We start from the raw sequence: 21,312 nt of genomic DNA, 5'->3' as shown, positions 1-21,312 counted from the left end.
CCCGATCCCGGGGCTCCTTGGAAAATTGAAAGGTCCGACGCTTTCTTTGAGAGGGTGGGTCTGACCCGTGGCGGTTCCGCTGCCAAGTGAGCGGGGCAATGGTGGTGCCTGGAGGGAACTGATTGGCCAGGGAGGGCCAAACTAACAGCGGCCAGGGATGGCTTGAGCGGACCCGGAAGGGACCACCATTGCACCGCGTCTCCGATACGGAGCACCGAACACCGGAACAACAAACGTCTCTGGCATCCTGCCGGGAGCTGCGCTCCCTTTCGCGGGCGGGGCCCGCTCCCACAAAAAAAGGCGGTCGGGTATCTCCCCAAACGGTGAGCAAATTGCTACTTTGAGCGCCCGTTGCCTTCGCAACGGTCCCGGTGCCGTGTCGGCCCGGGTGGTTGCTGAGTACCGGGAAGAGGACCCCCATGACCATCGACGCCATTCGCGTGGAAGATTATTACGATCCGGTGGTGTTCCGCCGCATCAAGGACCTGGCGGACACCAAGGATACCCCCTTCGTGGTGATCGACACGGAAACCGTGGGCAAACACTACGATCAGTTGATCGAGCAGTTTCCGTTCGCCAAGGTGCACTACGCGGTAAAGGCGAACCCGGCCGCTGAGCTGATCAGCCTGTTGCGTGACCGGGGCGCCAATTTCGATATCGCCTCGATCTACGAGCTGGAAAAAGTGATGGGTCTGGGGGTGTCGGCGGAGCGCTGCATTTTCGGCAACACCATCAAGAAGGCCCGCGACATCCGCGCTTTCTACGAGAAGGGCGTGCGCATGTTCGCCACCGACTCGGAAGCGGACCTGCGCAACATCGCCAAGGCGGCGCCGGGTTCCCGGGTGTATGTGCGCATCCTCACCGAAGGCACCCACACCGCCGACTGGCCGCTGTCGCGCAAGTTCGGCTGCCAGACCGACATGGCGCTGGATTTGATGATTCTGGCCCGGGACCTGGGCCTGGAACCCTACGGTGTGTCCTTCCATGTGGGCTCCCAGCAGCGCGATATCGGCGCCTGGGACGCGGCCATCGGCAAGGTCAAGATCATGTTCGAGCGCCTGCGCGATGAAGTGGGCATCGAGCTGAAGATGATCAACCTGGGCGGCGGTTTCCCGGCCAACTACATCGCCAAGACCAACGACCTGGAAACCTACGCGTCGGAAATCATCCGTTTCCTGAAAGAGGACTTCGGCGAGCAGCTGCCGGAAATCATTCTCGAGCCGGGCCGGTCTCTGATCGCCAACGCCGGCGTGCTGGTCAGCGAAGTGGTGCTGATTTCCCGTAAATCCCGTACCGCCTTGCAGCGCTGGGTGTTCACCGACGTGGGCAAATTCTCCGGCCTGATCGAAACCCTGGACGAAGCCATCAAGTACCCGATCTACACGGAAAAGAAAGGGGAAATGGAAGAGGTGGTGATCGCCGGGCCGACCTGCGACAGCGCCGACATCATGTACGAAAACTACAAGTACGGCCTGCCACTCAACCTGGCCATCGGCGACCGGCTGTACTGGTTCTCCACCGGCGCCTACACCACCAGCTACAGCGCCGTGGAGTTCAACGGCTTCCCGCCGTTGAAGGCGTACTACATCTGAATACGCCGCCAAAGGGCGCTACGAGGCGGGGATTGTAGGAGCGGGCCTTGCCCGCGAAAGGGTGGCTTATAGCCACCCGGCAAAGGTTGCCCCGCAGGATTCCAGAGACGCTGTTAAAGCCCCGCTTTTAAAGGCCTCTGGTATCCTGCCGGCCGGCAAAGCCGGCCTTTCGCTTGCAAGGCAAGCTCCCACAATGAGCGCTTCGTAGCGCCGGTTATTCCCACCCTCAGAACCTGATCTCCAAGCCCGCGAACACCGGACCCACCGCCCAGTCCACATAAATGGGCAGAGTGGCGCCGTTGGCCTTGAGACGGAAGTCCGGCTCCCGTTCCAGAAAGTGGGTGGCGGTGTCCGGCCGGGTGCGCACGTTGAGCTCGGTGGTCAGCATGCCGGTGGCGAAGTTCACCCAGCCGTCGCCGGGGCGGTTGTCTTCCACGCCGATGGCGAGCCCGGCCAGGCCGTTGACGATCAAACCGCCCAGCCGGCTTTGCCAGGCCCGCTGGCGGGCTTCCTCCTCGGCCAGCCCGGCGATCAGGATGCGCGTGGCGGCGCGCGCTTCCGGTGTGTCCTTGTCGCCCAGGGCCTGATATTCCCGGTAGGCGTCGCCGTGGGAAGGGGCGAACAGCAGGGTGCCGGCCAGCCCCAGGGCCGCCTTGGTGGCGTTGATGTAATCGTCGTAGCGCTCCTCCGGGTCGTCGGTGTCGCGGGCGTGCACCAGGGAATAGGCGCTGCTGCCGCCGTAGAAGGCGCTCCAGCCCCATTGCCAGTAGCGCGCCTGGTCGGCGCCGCTGCGCAGCGCGGACGCCGCTTCGCGCGTGGCCTGGGCGTGGGCCGCGGGGCCGAGCAGCAGCAGGGCGAACACGGCGATCAGGCGGTAGCGGTGGGTCATGGGGGCTCCTTCCATGGTCTTTCTACGGTGGCTTGGTTTTTTGCAGTGCTTATCTAAACCGCTTTGCGTCCGGTTGGCAAAAGCGGCAAGCTTTGCGCTCTCTCCTCTACGCTGGGAAGGCCATGTTCGGACGGGTTCGAGACTGGTTGGAAGATCGCAAGCTGGCGCGTTTGCCGGTGACGCGGGCGCAATGGGAAAACGCCATTGCCGGCTGGCCGGTGGCGGCCCGGTATCAGGGCGCCGACCGGGAGCGGTTGTTCGATCTCACCCGCCGTTTTCTGGTGCGCAAGGAGTTCGCCGCCGGCGGCGAGTTCACCGTCACCGACGACATGCAGCTTCTGATCGCCACCATGGCGGTGGTGCCGGTGTTCGGGCTGGGCCTGGACTGGTACGACGGCTGGTACACGTTGATCGTTTACGAGGACACCTTCGTCACCCCGGACAACGAAATGGACGAGTTCGGTATCGTGCACGACGCCGGGCGGGAACTGGCCGGTGAAGCCTGGCTGCAGGGGCCGGTGATTCTGTCCTGGGGCGACGTGCTCGAGTCCGGCGGCGAGGACGGCTACAACGTGGTGCTGCACGAGCTGGCCCATAAGCTGGATATGCGCCGCGAGGGGCCCAACGGCGCGCCGCCGCTGCACGCCGGCATGGATCCGCAGCGCTGGCACGATGTCTTCACCGAGGCCTGGCAGGCTTTGGAGCGGGCGGAGCAGGGCGGTGAACCTTTTATCGACCCTTATGCGCTGGAAGATCCCGGCGAGTTTTTTGCCGTGGCCACGGAAAGTTTTTTTGAATCCCCCGCGCATCTGCGCCAGGTGCTGCCGGCGCTGTACGAGCAGCTGAGTCTGTTTTACCGGCAGGATCCGGCCGCCTGAGTCAGTCCAGAAAGCGGTTTAACCGTTGTCGCAATTGTTCGTTCTCGCGGCGCAGGGTGTCGATTTCCTCAAGCAGTTCCAGGGCCAGGGCGACGCCGTGCCAATCCAGGGCCAGGTCCTCGTGCAGGCGCGCCGCGCGGCTGAGCACAATCAGGGTTTGATCGTCGAAACGCCAGGCGCGCGCCGAACCGGCCACCGGTGTAACGATACCCACTTCAACGATTTCAATGACCGCGTGCTCCGGCAAGGACACCCGGCGGCACACTTCGGTGAGGGTCAGCGTGTTCATTTTCGGGGCTCCTTGTCATGGCGCCGGCCGTCGCCGGCCCAGTTCGCCCGCGGATCAAAATCGGACTGCTCGGCCAGCGCCCGCCACAGTTCACGGTCCCGATCGGAAATCCGCTCGGGCATGACGATTTTGATAATTGCGTAAAGATCACCCTGCGTCTTCTTGCCGGCGAGACCCTTGCCCTTGACCCGAAGGCGGCGGCCGGTCTGGCTGCCCGCCGGCAGGGTCAGGCTGATGCGTCCGCTGAGCGTGGGCACCTGCAGTTTGGCGCCCAGGGCTGCTTCCCAGGGCGCCACCGGCACGGTGACGAGCAGATCGTGGCCCTCCACATCGAATACCGGGTGGGGCACCAGTCGCACGCGCAGGTAGAGGTCGCCGGAGGGCGCGCCGTCGCTACCCGGTTCCCCTTTGCCTTTCAGACGAATGCGCTCGTTGTCCGCGGTGCCGGCGGGAATCGTGACATTGAGGGTGCGACCGTGGACGCTGATCGGTTTACGGGTATCCGCCACCGTGTCTTCAAGGAACAACGGCAGATCCATTTCCAGATCACGGCCGGGGCGCGGACCGCCGCGTCGGGAGAATCCGCCACCGAACAGGGATTCAAAAAAGTCGGAGAAATCCGCTTCCCGGCCGCCACCGGACGCGGCGCCGGCACTCTGCCAGCCCGGCGGTGGCTGGAAGCCGCCGCGGGCGTCACGGAACTGGCGCAGCTGATCGTACTCGGCGCGCTTTTCGGCGTCCTTGAGCACCTTGTAGGCTTCCGCTACTTCCTTGAATTTACTTTCCGCGTCGGCGTCGGCATTGACGTCCGGATGATACTTGCGCGCCAGCTTCCGGTAGGCGGCTTTGATCTCTTTATCGTCCGCTTCCGGTGGTACGCCGAGAATCTTGTAATAGTCCTTGAATTCCATTGCTGCCGTGCTCCCGTTGGCGGCCTTTCTGACCGCTTAATGGCGGCGGGCCGCGCTTTTACAAGCCTTTACCAAGGTCGGCGGTGAGCTTTCCGTTGCCAATGCTATCTTAGGCTTATTCACCCGCTATTGACGATGATCAGGGTCGTCGGTAACGGCGGCACCGCACCAAGTGGGAAAGGGAGAACCGCTTGAGAATTCTTGATACCACGCTTTTTTACACCCAGGCCAGCGGTGGCGTGCGTACCTACATTGACGGCAAGCGCCAGGCGTTGCTGCGACGTGGGGACACCAGCCACAAAGTGGTGATGCCCGGCTCGCGCGTGTTCTTCGACGGCGACTTCGTGTCCCTGCCGGCGATGCCCCTGCCGTTGGCGCCGGGCTTTCGTTTCCCGCTGCGTCTGGGTTTGTGGAGCAGCATCATCGCCGGCCTGCAGCCGGACGTGATCGAAGCCGGCGACCCGTACACGCCCGCCTGGGCGGCCCAGCGGGCGGCCAGATTGCTGGACGTGCCGTCGGTGGGTTTCTACCACTCCGATCTGTTCACTCTGGTTCATCATCGCGTCGGCCGCTTTCTCGATCCGGGCACCCGGGCCTATATAAAACGCCTCTACGAAGGCTTTGATATGGTCCTCAGCCCGAGCCGGGTGATGGCGGAGCAGTTGCACCGCTGCGGTATCGGTGAGGTCGAGGTGCAGCCGCTGGGCGTGGACCTGGAAGCCTTCCAGCCACAGCGCGCCAAGCCCAACGCCCGCCGCGCGCTGGGCCTCTCCGAGGACCAGCACCTGCTGGTGTTCGCCGGACGCGGCACCCAGGAGAAGAATATTCCGGTGTTGCTCGAAGCGATGCGCAGGCTGGGGCCCGACTACCATCTGCTGCTGATCGGTACCGGCCTGCAACCGGACGCGCCGTCCAATGTGTCGGTGATCCATGAGTTTTGCCAGACGCCGGAAGTGGCCGGCTGGATGGCGGCCGCCGACGCGCTTGTGCACGCCGGCGATCAGGAGACCTTCGGCCTGGTCGCGCTGGAAGGCATGGCCAGCGGCCTGCCGGTGGTGTGCGTGGACGCCGGCGCCTTGCCGGAAGTGGTGCCCGGTGACTGTGGGCGCCATGTGCGCCCCAACGACGGCGCCGCCATGGCCGCCGGTGTGCGCGACCTGTTTGAACATGACGATCCCGCGGCCCTGGGACGGCGCGCCCGTGCCCATGTGGAAACGCGGCACAGTTGGGATGCGGTGGCGGAGAGCCTGGTCGGTCACTACCGGCGCGTCCTTGGCGATCACGAGCAGCCGGTATTAGCATCCACCCATGAATCGCATTCCTGATACCCAACGGGCCTTTATATTATCGCTGCACGATGTGGCCCCGCACAGCTGGCCGCTGTACCAGTCGTTTCTGCGCGAGTTGCAACGCCCGGCGTCGCTGGTCAGCACCCTGCTGGTGGTGCCGGATTTCCACCGCCATGATGCCGCCGAGCGTTCACCGGCGTTTTGCCGGGCCATGGCCGAGCGCCAGGCCGCCGGTGACGAGCTGGTGCTGCACGGCTGGTCGCACAGCGACGACGGCCCCACCCCCAGGGGCCCGCGGGAATGGGTCCGCCGCCGGATACTGACCCACGAAGGGGAATTCTCCGCCCTCAACGAGGCTGCCGCCTACGCCCGCATACGCGACGGCCTGGCGCTTTGCCGCCGCCAGGATTGGCGGGTCAGCGGCTTCGTGCCGCCGGGCTGGCTGAGCAATGAAGCCAGCCGCCGCGCGATCCGTGACGCCGGTTTCGACTACCGCACCGACGCCGGCGCCCTGTACCGCCTGGCCGACGGCGAGCGGCTGCCGCTGCCCACGGTGGTGATGTCGTCCCGTTCGTCCTGGCGCCGGCGCTGGTTCGAGCGCTTGAACCAGGCCCGGCTGCGCCGCTTCCAGCACCGTCCGGTGATCCGGCTGGCGTTGCATCCGGTGGACCTGCGTCACCCGGAAAGCCGCGCTTTCTGGCGGCGCACCATCGATGCACTCAGCGAACAGCGCCGTTGTGTCAGCAAGGCCCAGTGGCTGATGGAGAATGAGCGCCTGCCGGCGAGCGGATCCGAATCGCTATGACGCGGCATTGGCGCTGGTTGTTCGCGGTGGCATTGCTGGTCGGCGCGGCGGTGCCGTTTGTGCTGGGCGGCCAGCAGGTGCTGGCACGGCTGGTAACCGTGCCGGTGGGCTGGCTGGCGCTGCTGGTGGCGATGATCGCGGTGTGCTGGAACCTCAACGCCTGGCGGCTGCGGCTGATGCTCAATGGCCGGGCGCCGGGCCTGGGCCACGGCGCCGCCGTGGCCACGGTGATGGCCACCGAGTTCACCCTGAACGCCACGCCCGGCGGCAGCGGCGCGCCTTTCACCCTGGCCGCGCTGCTGCGCCGGCACGGTGTGGCACCGGCGCAGGCCACGGCGGTCCTGGCGGTGGATCAGCTCACCGACTTGCTGGTGTTCGCGGCCCTGTTGCCCACCGTGGCCCTGTACGGGCTGGCCCGCTATCTGGATCTGGCCGCCTGGTGGCAGGTGGCGGTGCCGTTCGCGCTGATGCTGGCCGCCCTGGTCGGGGTCGGGCTTTTGGCCCGTTTCCAGCGCCGGGTGCTGATCGGGTCCGGGGACTTTCTTGCCTGGCTGGGGCTGCGCCGGCGCCGGCGTCTGCGTCTGGCGCGGGCGGTGCTGCGTTTCCGGCGCGGCCTGGAAGAAACCCTGGCGGTGCCGCGCCGCCGCCTGTTGCTGATGTTTTCCCTCTGCCTCTGCCACTGGCTGCTGCGCTATTCGGTGATCTACGTCGCGGTGCTGGCGCTGGGCGAGCATCTGGATTGGGTGTACGGCTTCTTCGTGCAGATGGTGGCGATGGGGGCCGGCCATTTGACCCTGCTGCCCGGTGGCGCCGGCGGCGCCGAGGTGGCCGGCGCGGCCCTGTTGAACCCCTGGCTGACGTCGGTGACCACCGCCACCACCATCGTGGTGTGGCGGTTTTTCACCTTCTACTGGTATCTGCTCGCCGGTGGCGCGGTGATGCTGTGGCTGGCGGCCCGCACCGGGGAGCCGCTGCTCGACGGCAAATAGCCCGAACAGGTGGTGAATAAGGTGCCCCGGACACCGGCGTCGCCGGGCCGGGGCGGATTGCCCCCCAAGGGCAAAGCAAAAAGGGTTACAGCCGGTACATGAACTCCGGCCCGGGGTATTCGCCGCCGTAGTCGTCGCCGATTTCCTGCTCGATCAGCTGGTTGGTCCGGTCGTTGAGGGCCAGCAGGCGCTCTTTCGCCGCCTCCGGGCCCTCCGGGCGCGCCGCCAGGTTGACCAGTTCGTCCGGGTCCTGGTGGGTGTCGTAGAGCTCCAGGTCGTTGTGGGCGAGCAGGGTGTCCCAGTCCCGGGGCAGGTGATGGCTGTCCGGGCTGAAGTAGCGGGTGAACTTGTAGCGGCCGTCAAAGACACCCCGGTGCAGGCCGCGGTTGCCCAGCTCCGGGCCCAGCCGCAGCTGCTTGAGGAAATCGCCCATCAGTTTCACCGGCGTGATCTCGTCGCCTTCCCGGGCCAGCCGCTGGGTGGCTTCCGGGTCGGTGTAGAGCAGCACGCCGTAGGCGAACAGGATGCCGTCCCGGTCGCGCTGCGTGGTCTGCCCGCTGAGCGCCGGGCTCAGGTCCACGCCGGGGGTGTCGGTGGTGGTTTTACCCTCGGTGGCCAGGCCCACCAGGGTCGGCACCAGGTCCAGCGCCGAGCCCAGGTTGTCCACGGTGCGGCCGCCGCTCACGTCCGGGTGGCTGACGATCAGCGGCACCCGGCTGTTTTCCTTGTAGGTCACCGGGCCTTTTTGCCGCAGGCCGTGGGCGCCGGCCATTTCGCCGTGGTCGGCGGTGTAGACGATGATGGTGTTGTCGAGCTGGCCGCTGTCCTCCAGGGCCTGCAGCACATGGTCCACCTGCCGTGACACATCGCGGATGCAGTTGAAATAGTAGCTCTGGTTGGCCAGCCAGGCGGCTTCGTCGTTCTTGTCCATGTGGCCGTAGATGCTGTCGATCACCTGGGCGTAGGAGCGGTGGCACCAGGGCTTGTCGCGCAGCGTTTCCTTGGCGAAGGAGGCGGGCAGCGGCAGGTGCGACCAGTCTTTCCTGTAGATCGGATCGTTCGGCGGCGGCCGCAGCGGCGCCATGAAACGCGGGTTGGCCCGTGACTGCTCCTGCTTCTCGCCGGAGGAGAAGAACATGATGTCGTGGGGGTTCACGAAGTTCACCGCCAGCAGCCAGGGCTTGTCCAGCTTCTGGCTGTCGCGCACCAGCCACTGGCTGGCTTCGCCGGCCACCATGCGGTCGGCGATGTAGCCCTGCCACACCGAGCCGTGCACGTCGCCGGTCAGGTTGTAGTCGCTGAAGCCGTAGGGCTCCAGCGCCTTGCCCCGGCTGGGGTAGCTGCCGTACATCAGACCCGGGCCGTCCTCGATATCCGACAGATGCCATTTGCCCTTGTAGGCGGTGTGGTAGCCCAGCTCCTGGAACAGGTGGCCGAGGGTCGGCAATGCCTGATTGAAGCTGGGAAACGGCGGCGCGTGCAGATTGGCGGTCATGCCGGTGCGCATGGTGTGCTGGCCGCTGTACATCACCGAGCGCGAGGGCGAGCAGGGCGAGGTATTCACATAGTACTGGTTGAAGCCGGTGCCGCGATTCAGCAGCTTGTCATGGGCCGGCAGATCCAGGCTGCCGGGCAGGTCCATCCAGGAGCGTTCCTGGTCGGACACCAGCAGCAGCACATTCGGCCGGCCCTGCTTGCGCAGGTTGATCCTGGCGTTCAATGAAGGCGCGGTGGCCAGGGCGGCGCCGCCCAGGGCCAGGTTTTTCAGCACGGTGCGCCGGGTCATTTCGGTCATCGGGGCTCTCCGGTGGTAGGCGGTTTTTGTTGTTGGCCGGTCATGGCGGGAAGTATGCGCCGGGGATTCATTACTGTGTTGCATGAGTCTATGCTTAATGGGTTGATGATCCCGACCGAGTCAAGGAGCCCGCCGTGTGGCAATTACAGGAGCTGACCCGTTTCCGGGCAGTGTATGAGCACGGCAGCCTGTCGGCGGCGGCGCGCGCCTTGGGGCTGTCGCAGCCGGCGTTGACCCGCAGCCTGCAGCGGCTGGAGCAGAGCGCCGGGGCACCGCTTTTCGAGCGCCATACCCGTTCGTTGCGTCCCACCGAGCTGGCGCGGACCCTGCACCGCCAGGTAAATCGGATTCTTGATGAGGCCGCCGGCCTGGACCGCCTGGTGGAGGCGTTCCACGACGGCCGCAGCGGGCTGGTGCGCATCGGCTGCGGGCCGTTCGTGCCGGACCTGCTGGCCCAGCGCCTGGCCGGGCCGCTGCAACGGTCCCGGGCCACCATGGACGCCGGCGTGCGGCTGGAGATGCACAGCGATCACTTCCAATCACTGTGCGAAGGGTTGTACGCCTACCGCTATGATTTTCTGGTGTACGACGGGCGCAAAGGCTCGGCGTTGCCGGACCGGGACGACGTGGAGGAACTGCCGCTGGTGGAGCTGCCTTTGCAAGTGGTGGCGCCGGCCTCCTGGCTGGTGGGTAAGGCGGCGGCCGCCCTTGAGGACGGCGACGCCGCCGTTGCGTTTATGAGGGGCCGGCCCCTGGCGCTGCCCCGGGTGCCCCCGGAGTACCGCCGTCAGATCGCGCCCTGGTTCCGTGAGTTGCTGCTGGCCCGTCGCGGCGCCGAGTTTCAGATGGCCACCATCAGCTCTTGTCTGGCGTTGTGCCGGGAGGGGCGGGCGGTGACGGTGGCACCGCGCAACCTGCTTGAGGACGACCTGCGAGCAGGCCGCCTCAAGCCGTTGCCGCTGGATCCGGGGGTGACGGTGTCGGCGTGCGCGTACCGATTGCGCTCGCATCCGCTGTCGCAGGCCGCCAGCGAAGTGTGGCGGCTGCTCAGGCGGGGCGCGCTGCGGCAACCGGGTTAGAGCGGTTCCAGGTGGTCGTGCATGGCGAGCGCCTCGGTGTTGTCTCGGTTGGCGAGAAAATCCGGGCGCGGCTGATGGCCGCAGTAGGGGTCTTCCAGGGTGTTGTCCACGCTGTTGTAAACGAAGAACAGGTTGGAGCGCGGCCAGGGCGACAGGTTCTTGTTGGACGCGTGCAGGGTGTTGCACTCGAACAACAGCAATGAACCCGGCGGGCCCTTGGGCGCCTGGATACCACCCTGTTCGACCAGCTCGGCCAGGTTCTCCTGGCTGGGCACGCCCAGGCGCTGGCTTTTCAGCGAGTCCTTCCAGTTGTCCTTGGGCGTGACCCCCTGGCAAGGCACGAAGTAATGGTGCGAGCCGGGTATCAGCATCAGCGGCCCGTTGAACTCGTTGTTGTCGGTGAGCATGATCGAGGCGCTGATGGCCCGCATGCGCGGCATGCCGTCCTCGGAGTGCCAGGTTTCAAAGTCGGAATGCCAGTTGAAACCGCTGCCCTGGAAACCGAACTTGTCGTTGATGCGCGACTGATGAATATAGACGTCGCCACCCAACAGCTGACGCACCATGCCGAGGATGCGCGGGTCCCGGGTCAGTTCATCGAACCGGCGGGAAATCTCATGCATCTGAAACACCGAGCGCAGATCGCCGGAATCCGGGTCCGTGATCGACTGGTCGGATTTCATCAGCTCGCTGTCCTTGGCCATTTCCTTGAGTTCATCGAAGAACGGCCGCATCCGCTCCTGGGAAAAGAACCCCTCGAACCAGAGAAAGCCGTCGCGCTCGTAATGCGACAGGGCCACTTCGTCCAGGGGGCCGTCCCAGCGCGCCTGGTTGCGGGCATGGACCACCGGGTCCAGTCGGGGGAAGCGGTCATGATGCTGTTCATGCCGCGTCGGGAAAAGATCTTCACTGGTCATGTTGTGCTCCTGCGAGAATCCATTTTCGAAGGTACTGCCACGACGTGACCGGCTCGGCCGGGGCGCGGCGGGCATCGGCGGCATTGTCTCGACCACCGGCGTCCGCCGTCATCCGCATTCAATGTTTCTTTACAGCGAGGATGTAAAAATCAGGTGAAGGCTATTTGATCAGGGCCTGGACCTCCCGGAAGCGCGGGTGATCCGCGTCACGGAGCCATTCGAAAGCAACCATCTCAAGCGTTACCAGGGTGACGCCGGCCTGACTCAGGCGCGCGAGCGCCGCGCTCTTGTCGCCCTGGCGGCGGGCGCCGACCGCGTCTTCCACCACGAACACCTGGAAGCCCAGCGCGTGCAGGCCAAGCGCGGTCTGCAGCACGCACACGTGCGCCTCGCAGCCGCACAGCACCACCTGGCGGCGCTCGGCCAGCGCCGTGGCGCGTAGCGCCTCGCTGGCGTCGAAACGGCGCTTGGCCACCGTTTCCGCGCACAGCCGTCGGATCGACGGCACGTTCTCGCCCAGTTTGTCCGGGCTCTGCTCGGTGCCGATCACGGGTACGCCGAGCAGCGCGGCGATACGACCCAGCGTCACCGACCGCGCCACCAGCTTCTGACCGTGGCGGATCGCCGGCAGCAGCCGTGGCTGATAATCGATCATCACCAGGGAGGCGTTCTTCGCATCCATCATCATGGTGGTCTCCGCTTGTGGGAGCGGGCCCAGCCCGCGAAAGGGTGGCTCTAGCCACCCGGCAGGATACCAGAGACCCGATTGGTCAGGTGTTCGGTGCTTCCGGGACATGGTGGATCCCTCCATCCGGGGGCGCGGGTCTGTGTTATGCCCTTCCGGGAACGCCGCGAGTACGTCCCTGTAGGCTCCCTGTCGAACGTCCTGTTCTCCAGGGTCCCGGAAGGACATAACACAGACCCGCTCCGGTGGAAGATTCCAGCGCCTCGGGTTATCGCTGGCGCCGAACCTTTCTGCGAGCCTTGGCGGCTTGCCCCCAAGGGAGGTTAGGTCTCGGTGCCAGTGTCCAGGACTGTGTGAGGCAGGGAGCCGAACACAAGGCTCCAGGGATGGATTCACGGCGGGTCCTGGGCACTGGCACCGAGACCTAACCGGGCTACGGAGTCACAGCACTGGCCGTCCCGGAAGGCACCACCATTGCACCACGTCTCGGATACGGAGCGCCGAACATCGGAACAAAAAAAGCCCCGCCGAAGCGGGGCTTTTTATCGCCGTGCGCCGGGAGGCGCCGACACCGGATCAGCTCGCTTGAGCCACCGGAATCTTCACGGTATCCGCCACGTTCTGATATTCGTCCATGCGGTCGAAGTTCAGGTAGCGGTAGATCTCACCGGACATGGCGTCGATGGTGCCGGCGTACTCCATGTACTCCTCGGCGGTGGGCAGCCGGCCGATCACCGCGGCGATGGCCGCCAGTTCCGCCGACGCCAGGTAGACGTCCGCGCCCTGGCCGAGGCGGTTGGGGAAGTTCCGGGTGGAGGTGGAGACCACCGTGGACTTCGCCGCCACCCGTGCCTGGTTACCCATGCACAGGGAGCAGCCCGGCATTTCGGTGCGCGCACCGGCGCGGCCGAAGATGTTGTAGTAACCCTCTTCGGTGAGCTGGTGCTGGTCCATCTTGGTGGGCGGTGCCACCCACAGACGGGTGGTCAGGCCTTCCACTTTCTCCAGCAGCTTGCCGGCGGCGCGGAAGTGACCGATGTTGGTCATGCAGGAGCCGATGAACACCTCGTCGATGTTGGCGCCGGCCACCTCGGACAGGGTCTTGGCATCGTCCGGGTCGTTCGGGCAGCACAGTACCGGTTCCTTGATCTGATCCATGTCGATCTCGATCACGGTGTGGTACTCGGCGTCCGCGTCGGCGCGCATCAGGCTGGGGTTGGCGAGCCACTCTTCCATGCCCTGAATGCGGCGCTCCAGGGTACGGGCGTCGCCGTAGCCGTTGCCGATCATCCACTTGAGCAGGGTGATGTTGGACTTCAGGTACTCGCTGACGCTGTCCTCGGACAGGGTGATGGTGCAGCCGGCGGCGGAGCGCTCGGCGGAGGCGTCGGACAGTTCGAACGCCTGCTCCACGGTCAGATCGTCGAGGCCTTCGATCTCCAGCACGCGGCCGGAGAAGACGTTCTTCTTGCCGGCCTTGGCGACGGTCAGGTGATCGTCCTTGATCGCCTGCATCGGGATGGCGTGCACCAGGTCACGCAGGGTGACGCCGGGCTGGCGCTTGCCCTTGAAGCGCACCAGCACGGATTCCGGCATGTCCAGCGGCATCACGCCGGTGGCGGCGGCGAACGCCACCAGGCCGGAGCCCGCCGGGAAGGAGATGCCCATCGGGAAGCGGGTGTGGGAGTCGCCGCCGGTGCCCACGGTGTCGGGCAGCAGCATGCGGTTCAGCCAGGAGTGGATGATGCCGTCACCCGGACGCAGGGAGACGCCGCCGCGGTTCATGATGAAGTCGGGCAGGGTGTGCTGGGTTTCCACGTCCACCGGCTTGGGGTACGCGGCGGTGTGGCAGAACGACTGCATCACCAGGTCCGCCTGGAAGCCCAGGCAGGCCAGGTCCTTCAGCTCGTCGCGGGTCATCGGGCCGGTGGTGTCCTGGGAGCCGACGGTGGTCATCTTCGGTTCGCAGTACATGCCCGGGCGCACACCTTCCAGGCCGCAGGCCTTGCCGACCATCTTCTGCGCCAGGGTGAAACCGGCGTTGGAATCGCCCGGCTGCTCCGGCTTACGGAACAGGGTGGACTCTTCCAGGCCCAGGGCGGTGCGCGCCTTGGTGGTCAGGCCACGGCCGATGATCAGGTTGATGCGGCCGCCGGCGCGGACTTCGTCCAGCAGCACCTGGGAGCGCAGCTCGAACTCGGCGATCACTTCGCCGTCTTTCTCCACGCGGCCTTCGAACGGGTAGATGTCGATCACATCACCGGTGTTCATTTTTTCCACGTCGCACTCGAAGGGCAGGGCGCCGGAGTCTTCCATGGTGTTGAAGAAGATCGGTGCGATCTTGCCGCCGATGCAGACGCCGCCGGCGCGCTTGTTGGGCACGTAGGGGATGTCTTCGCCGAAGTGCCAGAGCACGGAGTTGGTGGCGGACTTACGGCTGGAGCCGGTGCCGACCACGTCGCCCACGTAGGCCACCGGGTGGCCTTTGGCCTTGAGCTCTTCCATCTGCTTGAGCGGGCCGATCTCGCCGTCCTTCTCGGGCACGATGCCTTCGCGGGCGTTCTTCAGCATGGCGTTGCCGTGCAGCGGAATGTCCGGGCGGCTCCAGGCGTCCTGGGCCGGGGACAGGTCGTCGGTGTTGGTCTCGCCGGGCACCTTGAACACGGTCACGGTGAACTTCTCGGAGAGGTCCTTGCGGTTGGTGAACCACTCGCCCTCGGCCCAGGATTCGATCACTTCCTTGGCCTTGGCGTTGCCGGCTTTCATTTTGTCTTCCACGTCGTGGAAGGCATCGAACACCAGCAGGGTGTGCTTGAGTTCCTGGGCGGCCACGTCGGCCAGCTCTTCATCGTCGAGCAGCTCGATCAGCGGCGCCACGTTGTAACCGCCCTGCATAGTGCCGAGCAGTTCGGTGGCACGCTTGCGGTCGATCAGAGGGGAGCTGGCTTCGCCTTTCACGATGGCGGTGAGGAAGGCGGCCTTCACGTAGGCGGCCTGGTCCACGCCCGGCGGGACCCGGTTCACGAACAGGTCCTGAATGAATTCTTCTTCGCCAGCGGGCGGGTTCTTCAGCAGTTCCACCAGTTCGGCGGTCTGCACTTCGTCCAGCGGCTTGGGCGGAACGCCCTGGGCGGCGCGCTCTTCTACGTGTTTGCGATAGGCTTCTAGCACAGCGAATCCCTCGTTTCGTCTGACTGATTTCTTTTGGAAATCAGTTGTTTGGGGTATGTCTGGGGGTGGAAATGCGCGCGGAGTATAGCGGAAACGGTATCCACTGTTAAATCAAACAGGCCTCACAGTCATTCATGACATGAATGTTCGTAATAACGAAGGCTGCAGACCGTGGGCTTTAGCAAGGTTCATAGCGCTTTAGCGGGAACGGTCTCTCCAGCCGGGTCTGTGTTCTGCCCTTCCGGGACCCTGGAGAACAGGACGTTCGACAGGGAGCGTACAGGGACGTATTCACAGCGTTCCCGGAAGGGCAGAACACAGACTCGCTCACTGGGTAGATTCCAATGCCCCGGGTTATCGCTGACGCCCAACCTTTCTTCAGAGCTTTGCTGGGCAGCTGGCACCTTCGGGAGGTTCGGTCTCGGTGCCCAGGACCCGCCGTGAATCCGTCCCTGGAGGATTGTGGGAGCGGGCCATGCCTGCGAAAGGGTGGCTTTAGCCACCCGGCAGGATCCCAGAGACCTTGTTGGTGCTGCCGTTTGAAATGTCTCTGGAATCCTGCCGGCCGGCTTTGCCGGCCTTTCGCTTGCAAGGCAAGCTCCCACAATCCGAGCTTCATCGACAGGTTCAGCGCCATCTATAACCCGCGTCCCGGCTGGAGAGAACGTTTCGGCTAAAGCGAGATGCGCCTTTAATAGGGCAGGGTGCCGCCGGGCGGCTGGCGGCGGAAGCGCTTGTAGCTCCAGAGGTACTGGCTCGGGTCCTCGAGGATCAGCGCTTCGATGGAGCGGTTCATCGCTTTCAGGGCGTGGTCCAGGTCCTCGTCGTGGATGTCCGGGTCGGCGGGCCGCACGCGGATCTCGAAGCCTTCGTCGCCGGGCAGCCGGCGCGCCCAGGCCATGAACACCCGGGCGTTGGTCTGCTTGACCAGCTTGCAGCTCAGCGTGCCGGTGTAGGCGGGCTGGCCGAAGAAGGGCGCGAAGCGGCCGCTGCGCCGGTCCGCCACCTGGTCCGGCAGGATCGCGGTGAGCGCGCCCTTGCGCATGGCGCGCACCAGGCCGGCGACGCCGCGGGCGGTGGCCGGGTACATGGTGGTGCCGAAGTGTTCCCGGCCCTGCTTCACCAGCGCGTCCAGTTCCGGCAGGCCGGAGGGCGCGAACATGGCGTGCAGGCCGAATTCGCGGGCCAGCCAGAAGTTGAGCACCTCCCAGCAGCCCAGGTGCGGCGCCAGGATCAGGATCGGTTCCTTGTTGGCCACCGCCTCGCGCAGCGGCCCGTCGCCCTGTTCGGACACCACCCGTTGCAGGCCGTCTTCCGGTTTGCTCCAGAAGCGGGCGATTTCGAAGGTGTTCTTGACGCTTTCCACCAGGGATTCGCGCACCAGGGCTTCCCGGTCCGGATGGTCGGGCAGGCACAGAGACAGGTTGATCCGCGTCACTTCACGGGCTTCGGTGGAGAGCCGTGCCAGCAGCCCGCCCAGCGCGGTGGCCAGCGCCCGGTTCAGCCGGAACGGCAGCAGGCCGAGCAGGCGCAGCGCGCCCACGGCGGCGCGGCCTTTCAGCGTTTGGATATAAGGATTGGTTCGACGACCCATGGCCGGCGATTATACGGGGGTGTGGGTATAACGCCAGCCGTCGCCTATAATGGCCGCCCGATTTTCGAGGTGCCCATGACCGACATTGCCCCGCTGCTCGAGTTTTTACCCTGCCGGACGCCGCAAGCGTGGATCGGCTGGGCGCTGGACAACGAGACGCTGCTGCTGATCGACCACGCGCACTGCGAGAAGAAAGCGGCCTCCACCGCGCTCAACCTGATGTTCCGCTACGTGGACCGCCCGGAACTGCTCGACAACCTGAGCCAGCTGGCCCGGGAAGAACTGCTGCACTTCGAACAGGTGGTCGGCCTGATGCGCGAGCGCGGCATCCGCTACGACCATTTATCGCCGTCCCGCTACGCCGGCGCCCTGCGCGCCGAGGTCCGCACCTCGGAACCGCAGCGCTTGGTGGACACCCTGATCGTCGGCGCCCTGATCGAAGCCCGCTCCTGCGAACGCTTCGCCGCGCTCGCGCCCCACGTCGACGCCGAACTGGGCCTCTACTACCGCTACCTGCTGAAAAGCGAATCCCGCCACTTCGAGGACTACCTGAACCTCGCCCGGCGCTACGCCGAGGAACCCATCGACGCACGTGTGGCGTTCTTCAAGGAAAAGGAGAGGGCGTTGATCGAGTCACCGGACAGCGAATTCCGGTTTCACTCCGGAACACCGGAAGCAGTTAATAGTTAACAGTTAATAGTTAATAGTTAACAGCGGAAGAGGGGGCGGGGTTGCGGGAACGCAAGGGCTCCGTTGCGATACCGCAAGAAGCGCGGGCAGCAAGGCCGACGAATCCACCAAGCCCTCCCCGCGCAACTATTAACTGTTCACTGTTAACTATTAACTGATTTCCCAGTTTTCGAGGCGGAGCCCATCGCTATCCGCCACGATCCACCAACCTAGTTCCCCCCAATCGCCGAGCACCCAGCGGGTGCCTGTGCCGTCTTTGAGGGCCACGTCGTGGACGGCGGGGCGGTGGGTGTGGCCGTGGATCAGGTGGCGGACGCCGGCCTCTTCCATGACGCGCACCACCTCCGCCGGGGTCACGTCCATGATGTTTTCCGGTTTGTTGGCGTTGTTGCCCTGGCTCTGCATGCGCATGCCCTGGGCGAGGGCGCGGCGTTCTTCCAGGGGTTTGGCGAGCATGCCTTGCTGCCATTGGGGGTCGCGGGCCATGGCGCGGAATTGCTGGTAGGCGTGGTCTTCGGTGCACAGGCTGTCGCCGTGCATCAGCAGGGCGCGGGTGCCGTACAGGTCGGCCACGGTGCCTTCGTCCAGCAGCACGCCGCCGCAGTCGTCGGCGAACTTGTCGCCGAGCAGAAAGTCCCGGTTGCCGTGCATGAAGAACAGTTCGGACCCGGCGTCGGAAAAGCGTCGGAAGGCGTCGATCGCCTGGCGGTTGAAGGGGCTGTCATCGTCGTCGCCGATCCAGGCTTCGAACAGATCCCCCAACACATAGAGGCGGTCGGCCTTGCCGGCGTGGTTGTCGAGCAGGGTTTCCAGCGCGGCCAGGTGTTCCGGGCGGGCCGGATCCAGATGCAGATCGGAAATAAGCAGGCTGTAAGTCATAGGCTTAGGGGTTGTCAGCACGGCGGGCGGTTTCGATCACCACCGGTTCCTTGGGCACGTCCCGGGCGGGCTGCCCGTTCAGGCGCTGGCTGCCGGTGGCGACGCCGGCGATCCGGTCCACGGTGTCCATGCCTTCGACCACTTCGCCGAACACCGTATAGCCCCAGCCGCGCGGGGTTTTGCCGCTGTGGTTGAGGCTGCGGTTGTCGACCAGGTTAATAAAGAACTGGGCGGTGGCGGAGTGCGGGTTGCCGGTGCGGGCCATGGCGATGGTGCCGCGCCGGTTCTCCAGGCCGTTGTCCGCCTCGTTGCGGATCGGGGCGCGGGTCTTTTTCTGTTGTAGACCGTTCCGTTCGCCGTCCAGGGTGAAACCGCCGCCCTGGATCATGAAGCCGCGGATCACCCGGTGGAACACGGTGCCGTCATAAAAGCCGGCGTCCACGTACTCGAGGAAGTTGGCGGTGGTGGCCGGCGCCTGTTCCTGGTTGAGCTCGATGACGATCTCGCCCTGGGAGGTGTTCAGGGTCACGCGCGGCCCTTCGGCCAGCGCCAGCGCCGGCAACAGCGCCAGCAGGGGAAGCAGCCAGCGCATCCTTACTCCTCCAGCACTTGGGCGGATTCGATCATCACGTCTTCACGGGGCACGTCCTGGTGGAAGCCCTTGTTGCCGGTGGGCACGCCCTTGATGCGCTCCACGGTTTCCATGCCTTCCACCACCTTGCCGAACACCGCGTAGCCCCAACCGTCCGGGGAGCGGGCCTGGTCCAGGAAGTGGTTATCGGCCACGTTGACGAAGAACTGGGCACTGGCGGAGTGCGGGTCCGAGGTGCGGGCCATGGCCACGGTACCGGTCTCGTTGGAGAGGCCGTTGCCGGCTTCGTTCTCGATCGGGGGGCGGGTCGGTTTCTGCTCCATGTCCGGGGTGAAACCACCACCCTGGATCATGAAGTTACTGATCACCCGGTGAAAAATGGTGCCGTCATAATGCCCGTCCCTGACGTATTGCACGAAGTTCTCGGTGGTGGCGGGGGCGCGCACCGTATCCAGTTGCAGAACGATCTTTCCATAGGTGGTGGTCAACAGCACTTTCATGGGGTCTCCGGGTCCTGGGAGTCTTTGACTTTAGGGGGGCGCACTTTACACTAGCCAACCCCGTATTTCAGCCGCAGGCGGCTCAATGAGTGAAGCAAAAGCGCCCAGTAACTTTATCAGACAGATCATCGATCGTGACCTGGCCGAAGGAAAAAACAATGGCCGGGTGGTGACCCGGTTCCCGCCGGAGCCGAACGGCTACCTGCATATCGGTCACGCCAAGTCGATTTGCCTGAATTTCGGCATCGCCGAATCCTACGGCGGCGCCTGTCATCTGCGCTTTGACGACACCAACCCGGAAAAGGAAGAGGACGAGTACATCCACTCCATCAAGAAGGACGTGGAATGGCTCGGCTTCCAGTGGGCCGGCCCGGTGCGCTTCGCCAGCGACTATTTCGACCAGCTTTACGATCTGGCGGTGGCCCTGATCCGCAAGGGCCTGGCCTATGTGGACACCCAGTCGCCGGAGCAGATCGCGGAGATGCGCGGTAACTTCACCACCCCGGGGCGTAACAGCCCGCACCGGGACCGCTCCGTGGAAGAGAACCTGGCGCTGTTCGCCGACATGCGCGACAACAAGTTCGACGAGGGCGCCGCGGTGCTGCGCGCCCGCATCGACATGCAGAGCCCCAACCTGAACATGCGCGACCCGGTGCTCTACCGGATACGCAAAAAGGCGCATCACCAGACCGGTGACAAGTGGGTGATCTACCCGATGTACGATTTCACCCATCCGCTCTCGGACGCGCTGGAAGGCATCACCCACAGTCTCTGCACCCTGGAGTTCGAGGATCACCGGCCGCTGTACGACTGGCTGGTGGAGAACGTGGACCTCCCTGATGAGCCGCGCCAGTACGAGTTCGCCCGCCTCAATCTGAATTTTACCGTGACCAGCAAACGCCGCCTCAAGCTGCTGGTGGACGAAGGCCACGTGGACGGCTGGGACGATCCGCGCCTGCCCACCCTGAGCGGCCTGCGCCGGCGCGGCTACACGCCCGCCGCGATCCGCCATTTCTGCGAGAACCTGGGCGTCAGCCGCGCAGACTCGGTGATCGACATGAGCATCCTGGAAGCCTCGGTGCGCGATGATCTTAACCACAACGCGCCGCGCGCCTTCTGCGTGCTCAACCCACTCAAGCTGGTGATCGAGAACTGGCCGGAAGACCGGGAAGAGTGGCTGGACGCGCCCGTGCACCCGCAGAACGAAGACATGGGCACCCGCCGCATGCCGCTCACCCGCGAGGTGTACATCGACCGGGAGGACTTCCGCGAGGAGGCCAACAAAAAGTACAAGCGGCTGGTGCTCGGCGACCGGGTGCGGCTGCGCTACGGCTATGTGATCCAGGCGGAGGACATCGTCCGCGACGCCGACGGTGAGATCGTCGAAGTGCGCTGCAGCTACGACCCGGACACCCTGGGCAAGAACCCGGAGCCGGCGGAAGGGCAGGGCAAAATGCGCGGCGTCATCCACTGGGTCAGCGCCGATCGGGGCCTGCCCTGCGAGGTGCGCCTGTACGACCGCCTGTTCCAGACCGCCAACCCGTCGAAAGTGGCCGAGGGCGAGAGCTTCCTGGACAACATCAACCCGGAGTCGCTGCGCGTGCTGCAAGGCTGCGTGGTGGAGCCGGGCCTGCGCGACGCCGGGCCGGAAAGCCGCTTTCAGTTCGAGCGCGAAGGCTACTTCTGCGTCGACCGGGACAGCGTTGACGGCCGGCTGGTGTTCAACCGCACCGTGGGTCTGCGCGAGTCCTGGCCCCGCGAGGCCTGA

19 protein-coding genes are annotated in these 21,312 nt (G+C 65.2%); 8 read left to right on the top strand and 11 right to left on the bottom strand.

Going from position 1 to position 21,312, the window contains the following annotated elements; translation table 11 throughout:
- Window positions 1-419: 419 nt before the first annotated feature.
- Complete coding sequence (locus ISO4_RS11510) at window positions 420-1,592, top strand: type III PLP-dependent enzyme (protein WP_194856310.1); 1,173 nt, start codon at window positions 420-422, stop codon at window positions 1,590-1,592.
- Window positions 1,593-1,818: 226 nt separating this feature from the next.
- On the opposite strand, the gene ISO4_RS11505 is transcribed toward ISO4_RS11510, so the two are convergent.
- Window positions 1,819-2,481 (bottom strand): hypothetical protein, encoded by a 663-nt coding sequence (locus tag ISO4_RS11505; protein WP_194856309.1) that lies wholly within the window; start codon window positions 2,479-2,481, stop codon window positions 1,819-1,821.
- 146 nt (window positions 2,482-2,627) lie between these two features.
- On the opposite strand from ISO4_RS11505, the gene ISO4_RS11500 reads away from it, so the two are divergent.
- Entirely contained in the window at window positions 2,628-3,359 is a 732-nt protein-coding gene (locus tag ISO4_RS11500) for a M90 family metallopeptidase (protein WP_267254092.1), read from the top strand.
- Between the two features lies 1 nt (window position 3,360).
- On the opposite strand, the gene ISO4_RS11495 is transcribed toward ISO4_RS11500, so the two are convergent.
- Together ISO4_RS11495 and ISO4_RS11490 are read right to left on the bottom strand one after the other, a co-directional pair.
- Window positions 3,361-3,648 carry a chaperone modulator CbpM gene (locus tag ISO4_RS11495; RefSeq protein ID WP_194856307.1) on the bottom strand — a complete coding sequence of 96 codons (288 nt, stop codon included), beginning with the start codon at window positions 3,646-3,648 and terminating at the stop codon, window positions 3,361-3,363.
- The gene (locus ISO4_RS11490) at window positions 3,645-4,559 is read right to left on the bottom strand and encodes a DnaJ C-terminal domain-containing protein (protein WP_194856306.1); all 915 of its coding nucleotides are present in this window, start codon (window positions 4,557-4,559) and stop codon (window positions 3,645-3,647) included. Before ISO4_RS11490 ends, ISO4_RS11495 begins: the two co-directional genes overlap by 4 nt.
- 191 nt (window positions 4,560-4,750) lie before the next feature.
- Between ISO4_RS11490 and ISO4_RS11485 the strand changes: the two genes are divergently transcribed.
- From ISO4_RS11485 to ISO4_RS11475, 3 genes are read left to right on the top strand one after another with little or no spacing between them, the layout of a single operon-like run.
- Window positions 4,751-5,884, top strand: a complete 1,134-nt coding sequence (locus tag ISO4_RS11485) for a glycosyltransferase family 4 protein (RefSeq protein WP_194856305.1) — start codon at window positions 4,751-4,753, stop codon at window positions 5,882-5,884.
- The gene (locus tag ISO4_RS11480) at window positions 5,868-6,653 is read left to right on the top strand and encodes a DUF2334 domain-containing protein (protein ID WP_194856304.1); all 786 of its coding nucleotides are present in this window, start codon (window positions 5,868-5,870) and stop codon (window positions 6,651-6,653) included. Before ISO4_RS11485 ends, ISO4_RS11480 begins: the two co-directional genes overlap by 17 nt.
- Window positions 6,650-7,642 carry a lysylphosphatidylglycerol synthase transmembrane domain-containing protein gene (locus ISO4_RS11475; RefSeq protein ID WP_194856303.1) on the top strand — a complete coding sequence of 331 codons (993 nt, stop codon included), beginning with the start codon at window positions 6,650-6,652 and terminating at the stop codon, window positions 7,640-7,642. The genes ISO4_RS11480 and ISO4_RS11475 overlap by 4 nt, the downstream gene beginning before the upstream one ends.
- An 85-nt stretch (window positions 7,643-7,727) precedes the next feature.
- On the opposite strand, the gene ISO4_RS11470 is transcribed toward ISO4_RS11475, so the two are convergent.
- On the bottom strand, window positions 7,728-9,437 hold the full coding sequence (locus ISO4_RS11470) for a sulfatase-like hydrolase/transferase (RefSeq protein WP_194856302.1): 1,710 nt from the start codon (window positions 9,435-9,437) through the stop codon (window positions 7,728-7,730).
- Between the two features lie 134 nt (window positions 9,438-9,571).
- Here ISO4_RS11470 and ISO4_RS11465 point away from each other — a divergent pair, with 134 nt between their 5' ends.
- Entirely contained in the window at window positions 9,572-10,516 is a 945-nt protein-coding gene (locus ISO4_RS11465) for a LysR family transcriptional regulator (RefSeq protein ID WP_194856301.1), read from the top strand.
- Here the strand turns inward: ISO4_RS11465 and thpD are convergent.
- The 4 genes from thpD to ISO4_RS11445 form a co-directional block, all read right to left on the bottom strand.
- Entirely contained in the window at window positions 10,513-11,433 is a 921-nt protein-coding gene (thpD, locus tag ISO4_RS11460; protein WP_142949989.1) for an ectoine hydroxylase, read from the bottom strand. The genes ISO4_RS11465 and thpD overlap by 4 nt on opposite strands.
- A gap of 160 nt (window positions 11,434-11,593) precedes the next feature.
- A complete protein-coding gene (locus ISO4_RS11455; protein ID WP_194856300.1) occupies window positions 11,594-12,121 on the bottom strand; it encodes an isochorismatase family protein in 528 nt (175 codons plus the stop codon).
- A gap of 573 nt (window positions 12,122-12,694) precedes the next feature.
- The gene (gene acnB / locus ISO4_RS11450; protein ID WP_194856299.1) at window positions 12,695-15,289 is read right to left on the bottom strand and encodes a bifunctional aconitate hydratase 2/2-methylisocitrate dehydratase; all 2,595 of its coding nucleotides are present in this window, start codon (window positions 15,287-15,289) and stop codon (window positions 12,695-12,697) included.
- A 691-nt stretch (window positions 15,290-15,980) separates the two neighbouring features.
- Window positions 15,981-16,883 carry a lysophospholipid acyltransferase family protein gene (locus ISO4_RS11445; protein WP_194856298.1) on the bottom strand — a complete coding sequence of 301 codons (903 nt, stop codon included), beginning with the start codon at window positions 16,881-16,883 and terminating at the stop codon, window positions 15,981-15,983.
- Between the two features lie 75 nt (window positions 16,884-16,958).
- Between ISO4_RS11445 and miaE the strand changes: the two genes are divergently transcribed.
- Entirely contained in the window at window positions 16,959-17,573 is a 615-nt protein-coding gene (gene miaE, locus ISO4_RS11440; protein ID WP_194856297.1) for a tRNA-(ms[2]io[6]A)-hydroxylase, read from the top strand.
- Window positions 17,574-17,723: 150 nt separating this feature from the next.
- On the opposite strand, the gene ISO4_RS11435 is transcribed toward miaE, so the two are convergent.
- From ISO4_RS11435 to ISO4_RS11425, 3 genes are read right to left on the bottom strand one after another with little or no spacing between them, the layout of a single operon-like run.
- A complete protein-coding gene (locus tag ISO4_RS11435) occupies window positions 17,724-18,452 on the bottom strand; it encodes a UDP-2,3-diacylglucosamine diphosphatase (RefSeq protein ID WP_194856296.1) in 729 nt (242 codons plus the stop codon).
- 4 nt (window positions 18,453-18,456) lie between these two features.
- A complete protein-coding gene (locus tag ISO4_RS11430; protein WP_194856295.1) occupies window positions 18,457-19,044 on the bottom strand; it encodes a peptidylprolyl isomerase in 588 nt (195 codons plus the stop codon).
- Window positions 19,045-19,046: 2 nt separating this feature from the next.
- Entirely contained in the window at window positions 19,047-19,544 is a 498-nt protein-coding gene (locus tag ISO4_RS11425) for a peptidylprolyl isomerase (protein WP_142949995.1), read from the bottom strand.
- A gap of 85 nt (window positions 19,545-19,629) precedes the next feature.
- Here ISO4_RS11425 and ISO4_RS11420 point away from each other — a divergent pair, with 85 nt between their 5' ends.
- Window positions 19,630-21,312: a glutamine--tRNA ligase/YqeY domain fusion protein gene (locus tag ISO4_RS11420; RefSeq protein ID WP_194856294.1), complete on the top strand. Its 1,683-nt coding sequence runs from the start codon at window positions 19,630-19,632 to the stop codon at window positions 21,310-21,312.

It is taken from the genome of Alloalcanivorax venustensis ISO4 (assembly GCF_015356855.1).
GTDB lineage: Bacteria > Pseudomonadota > Gammaproteobacteria > Pseudomonadales > Alcanivoracaceae > Alloalcanivorax > Alloalcanivorax venustensis.
This window is presented reverse-complemented; position numbering and strand designations above follow the sequence as displayed.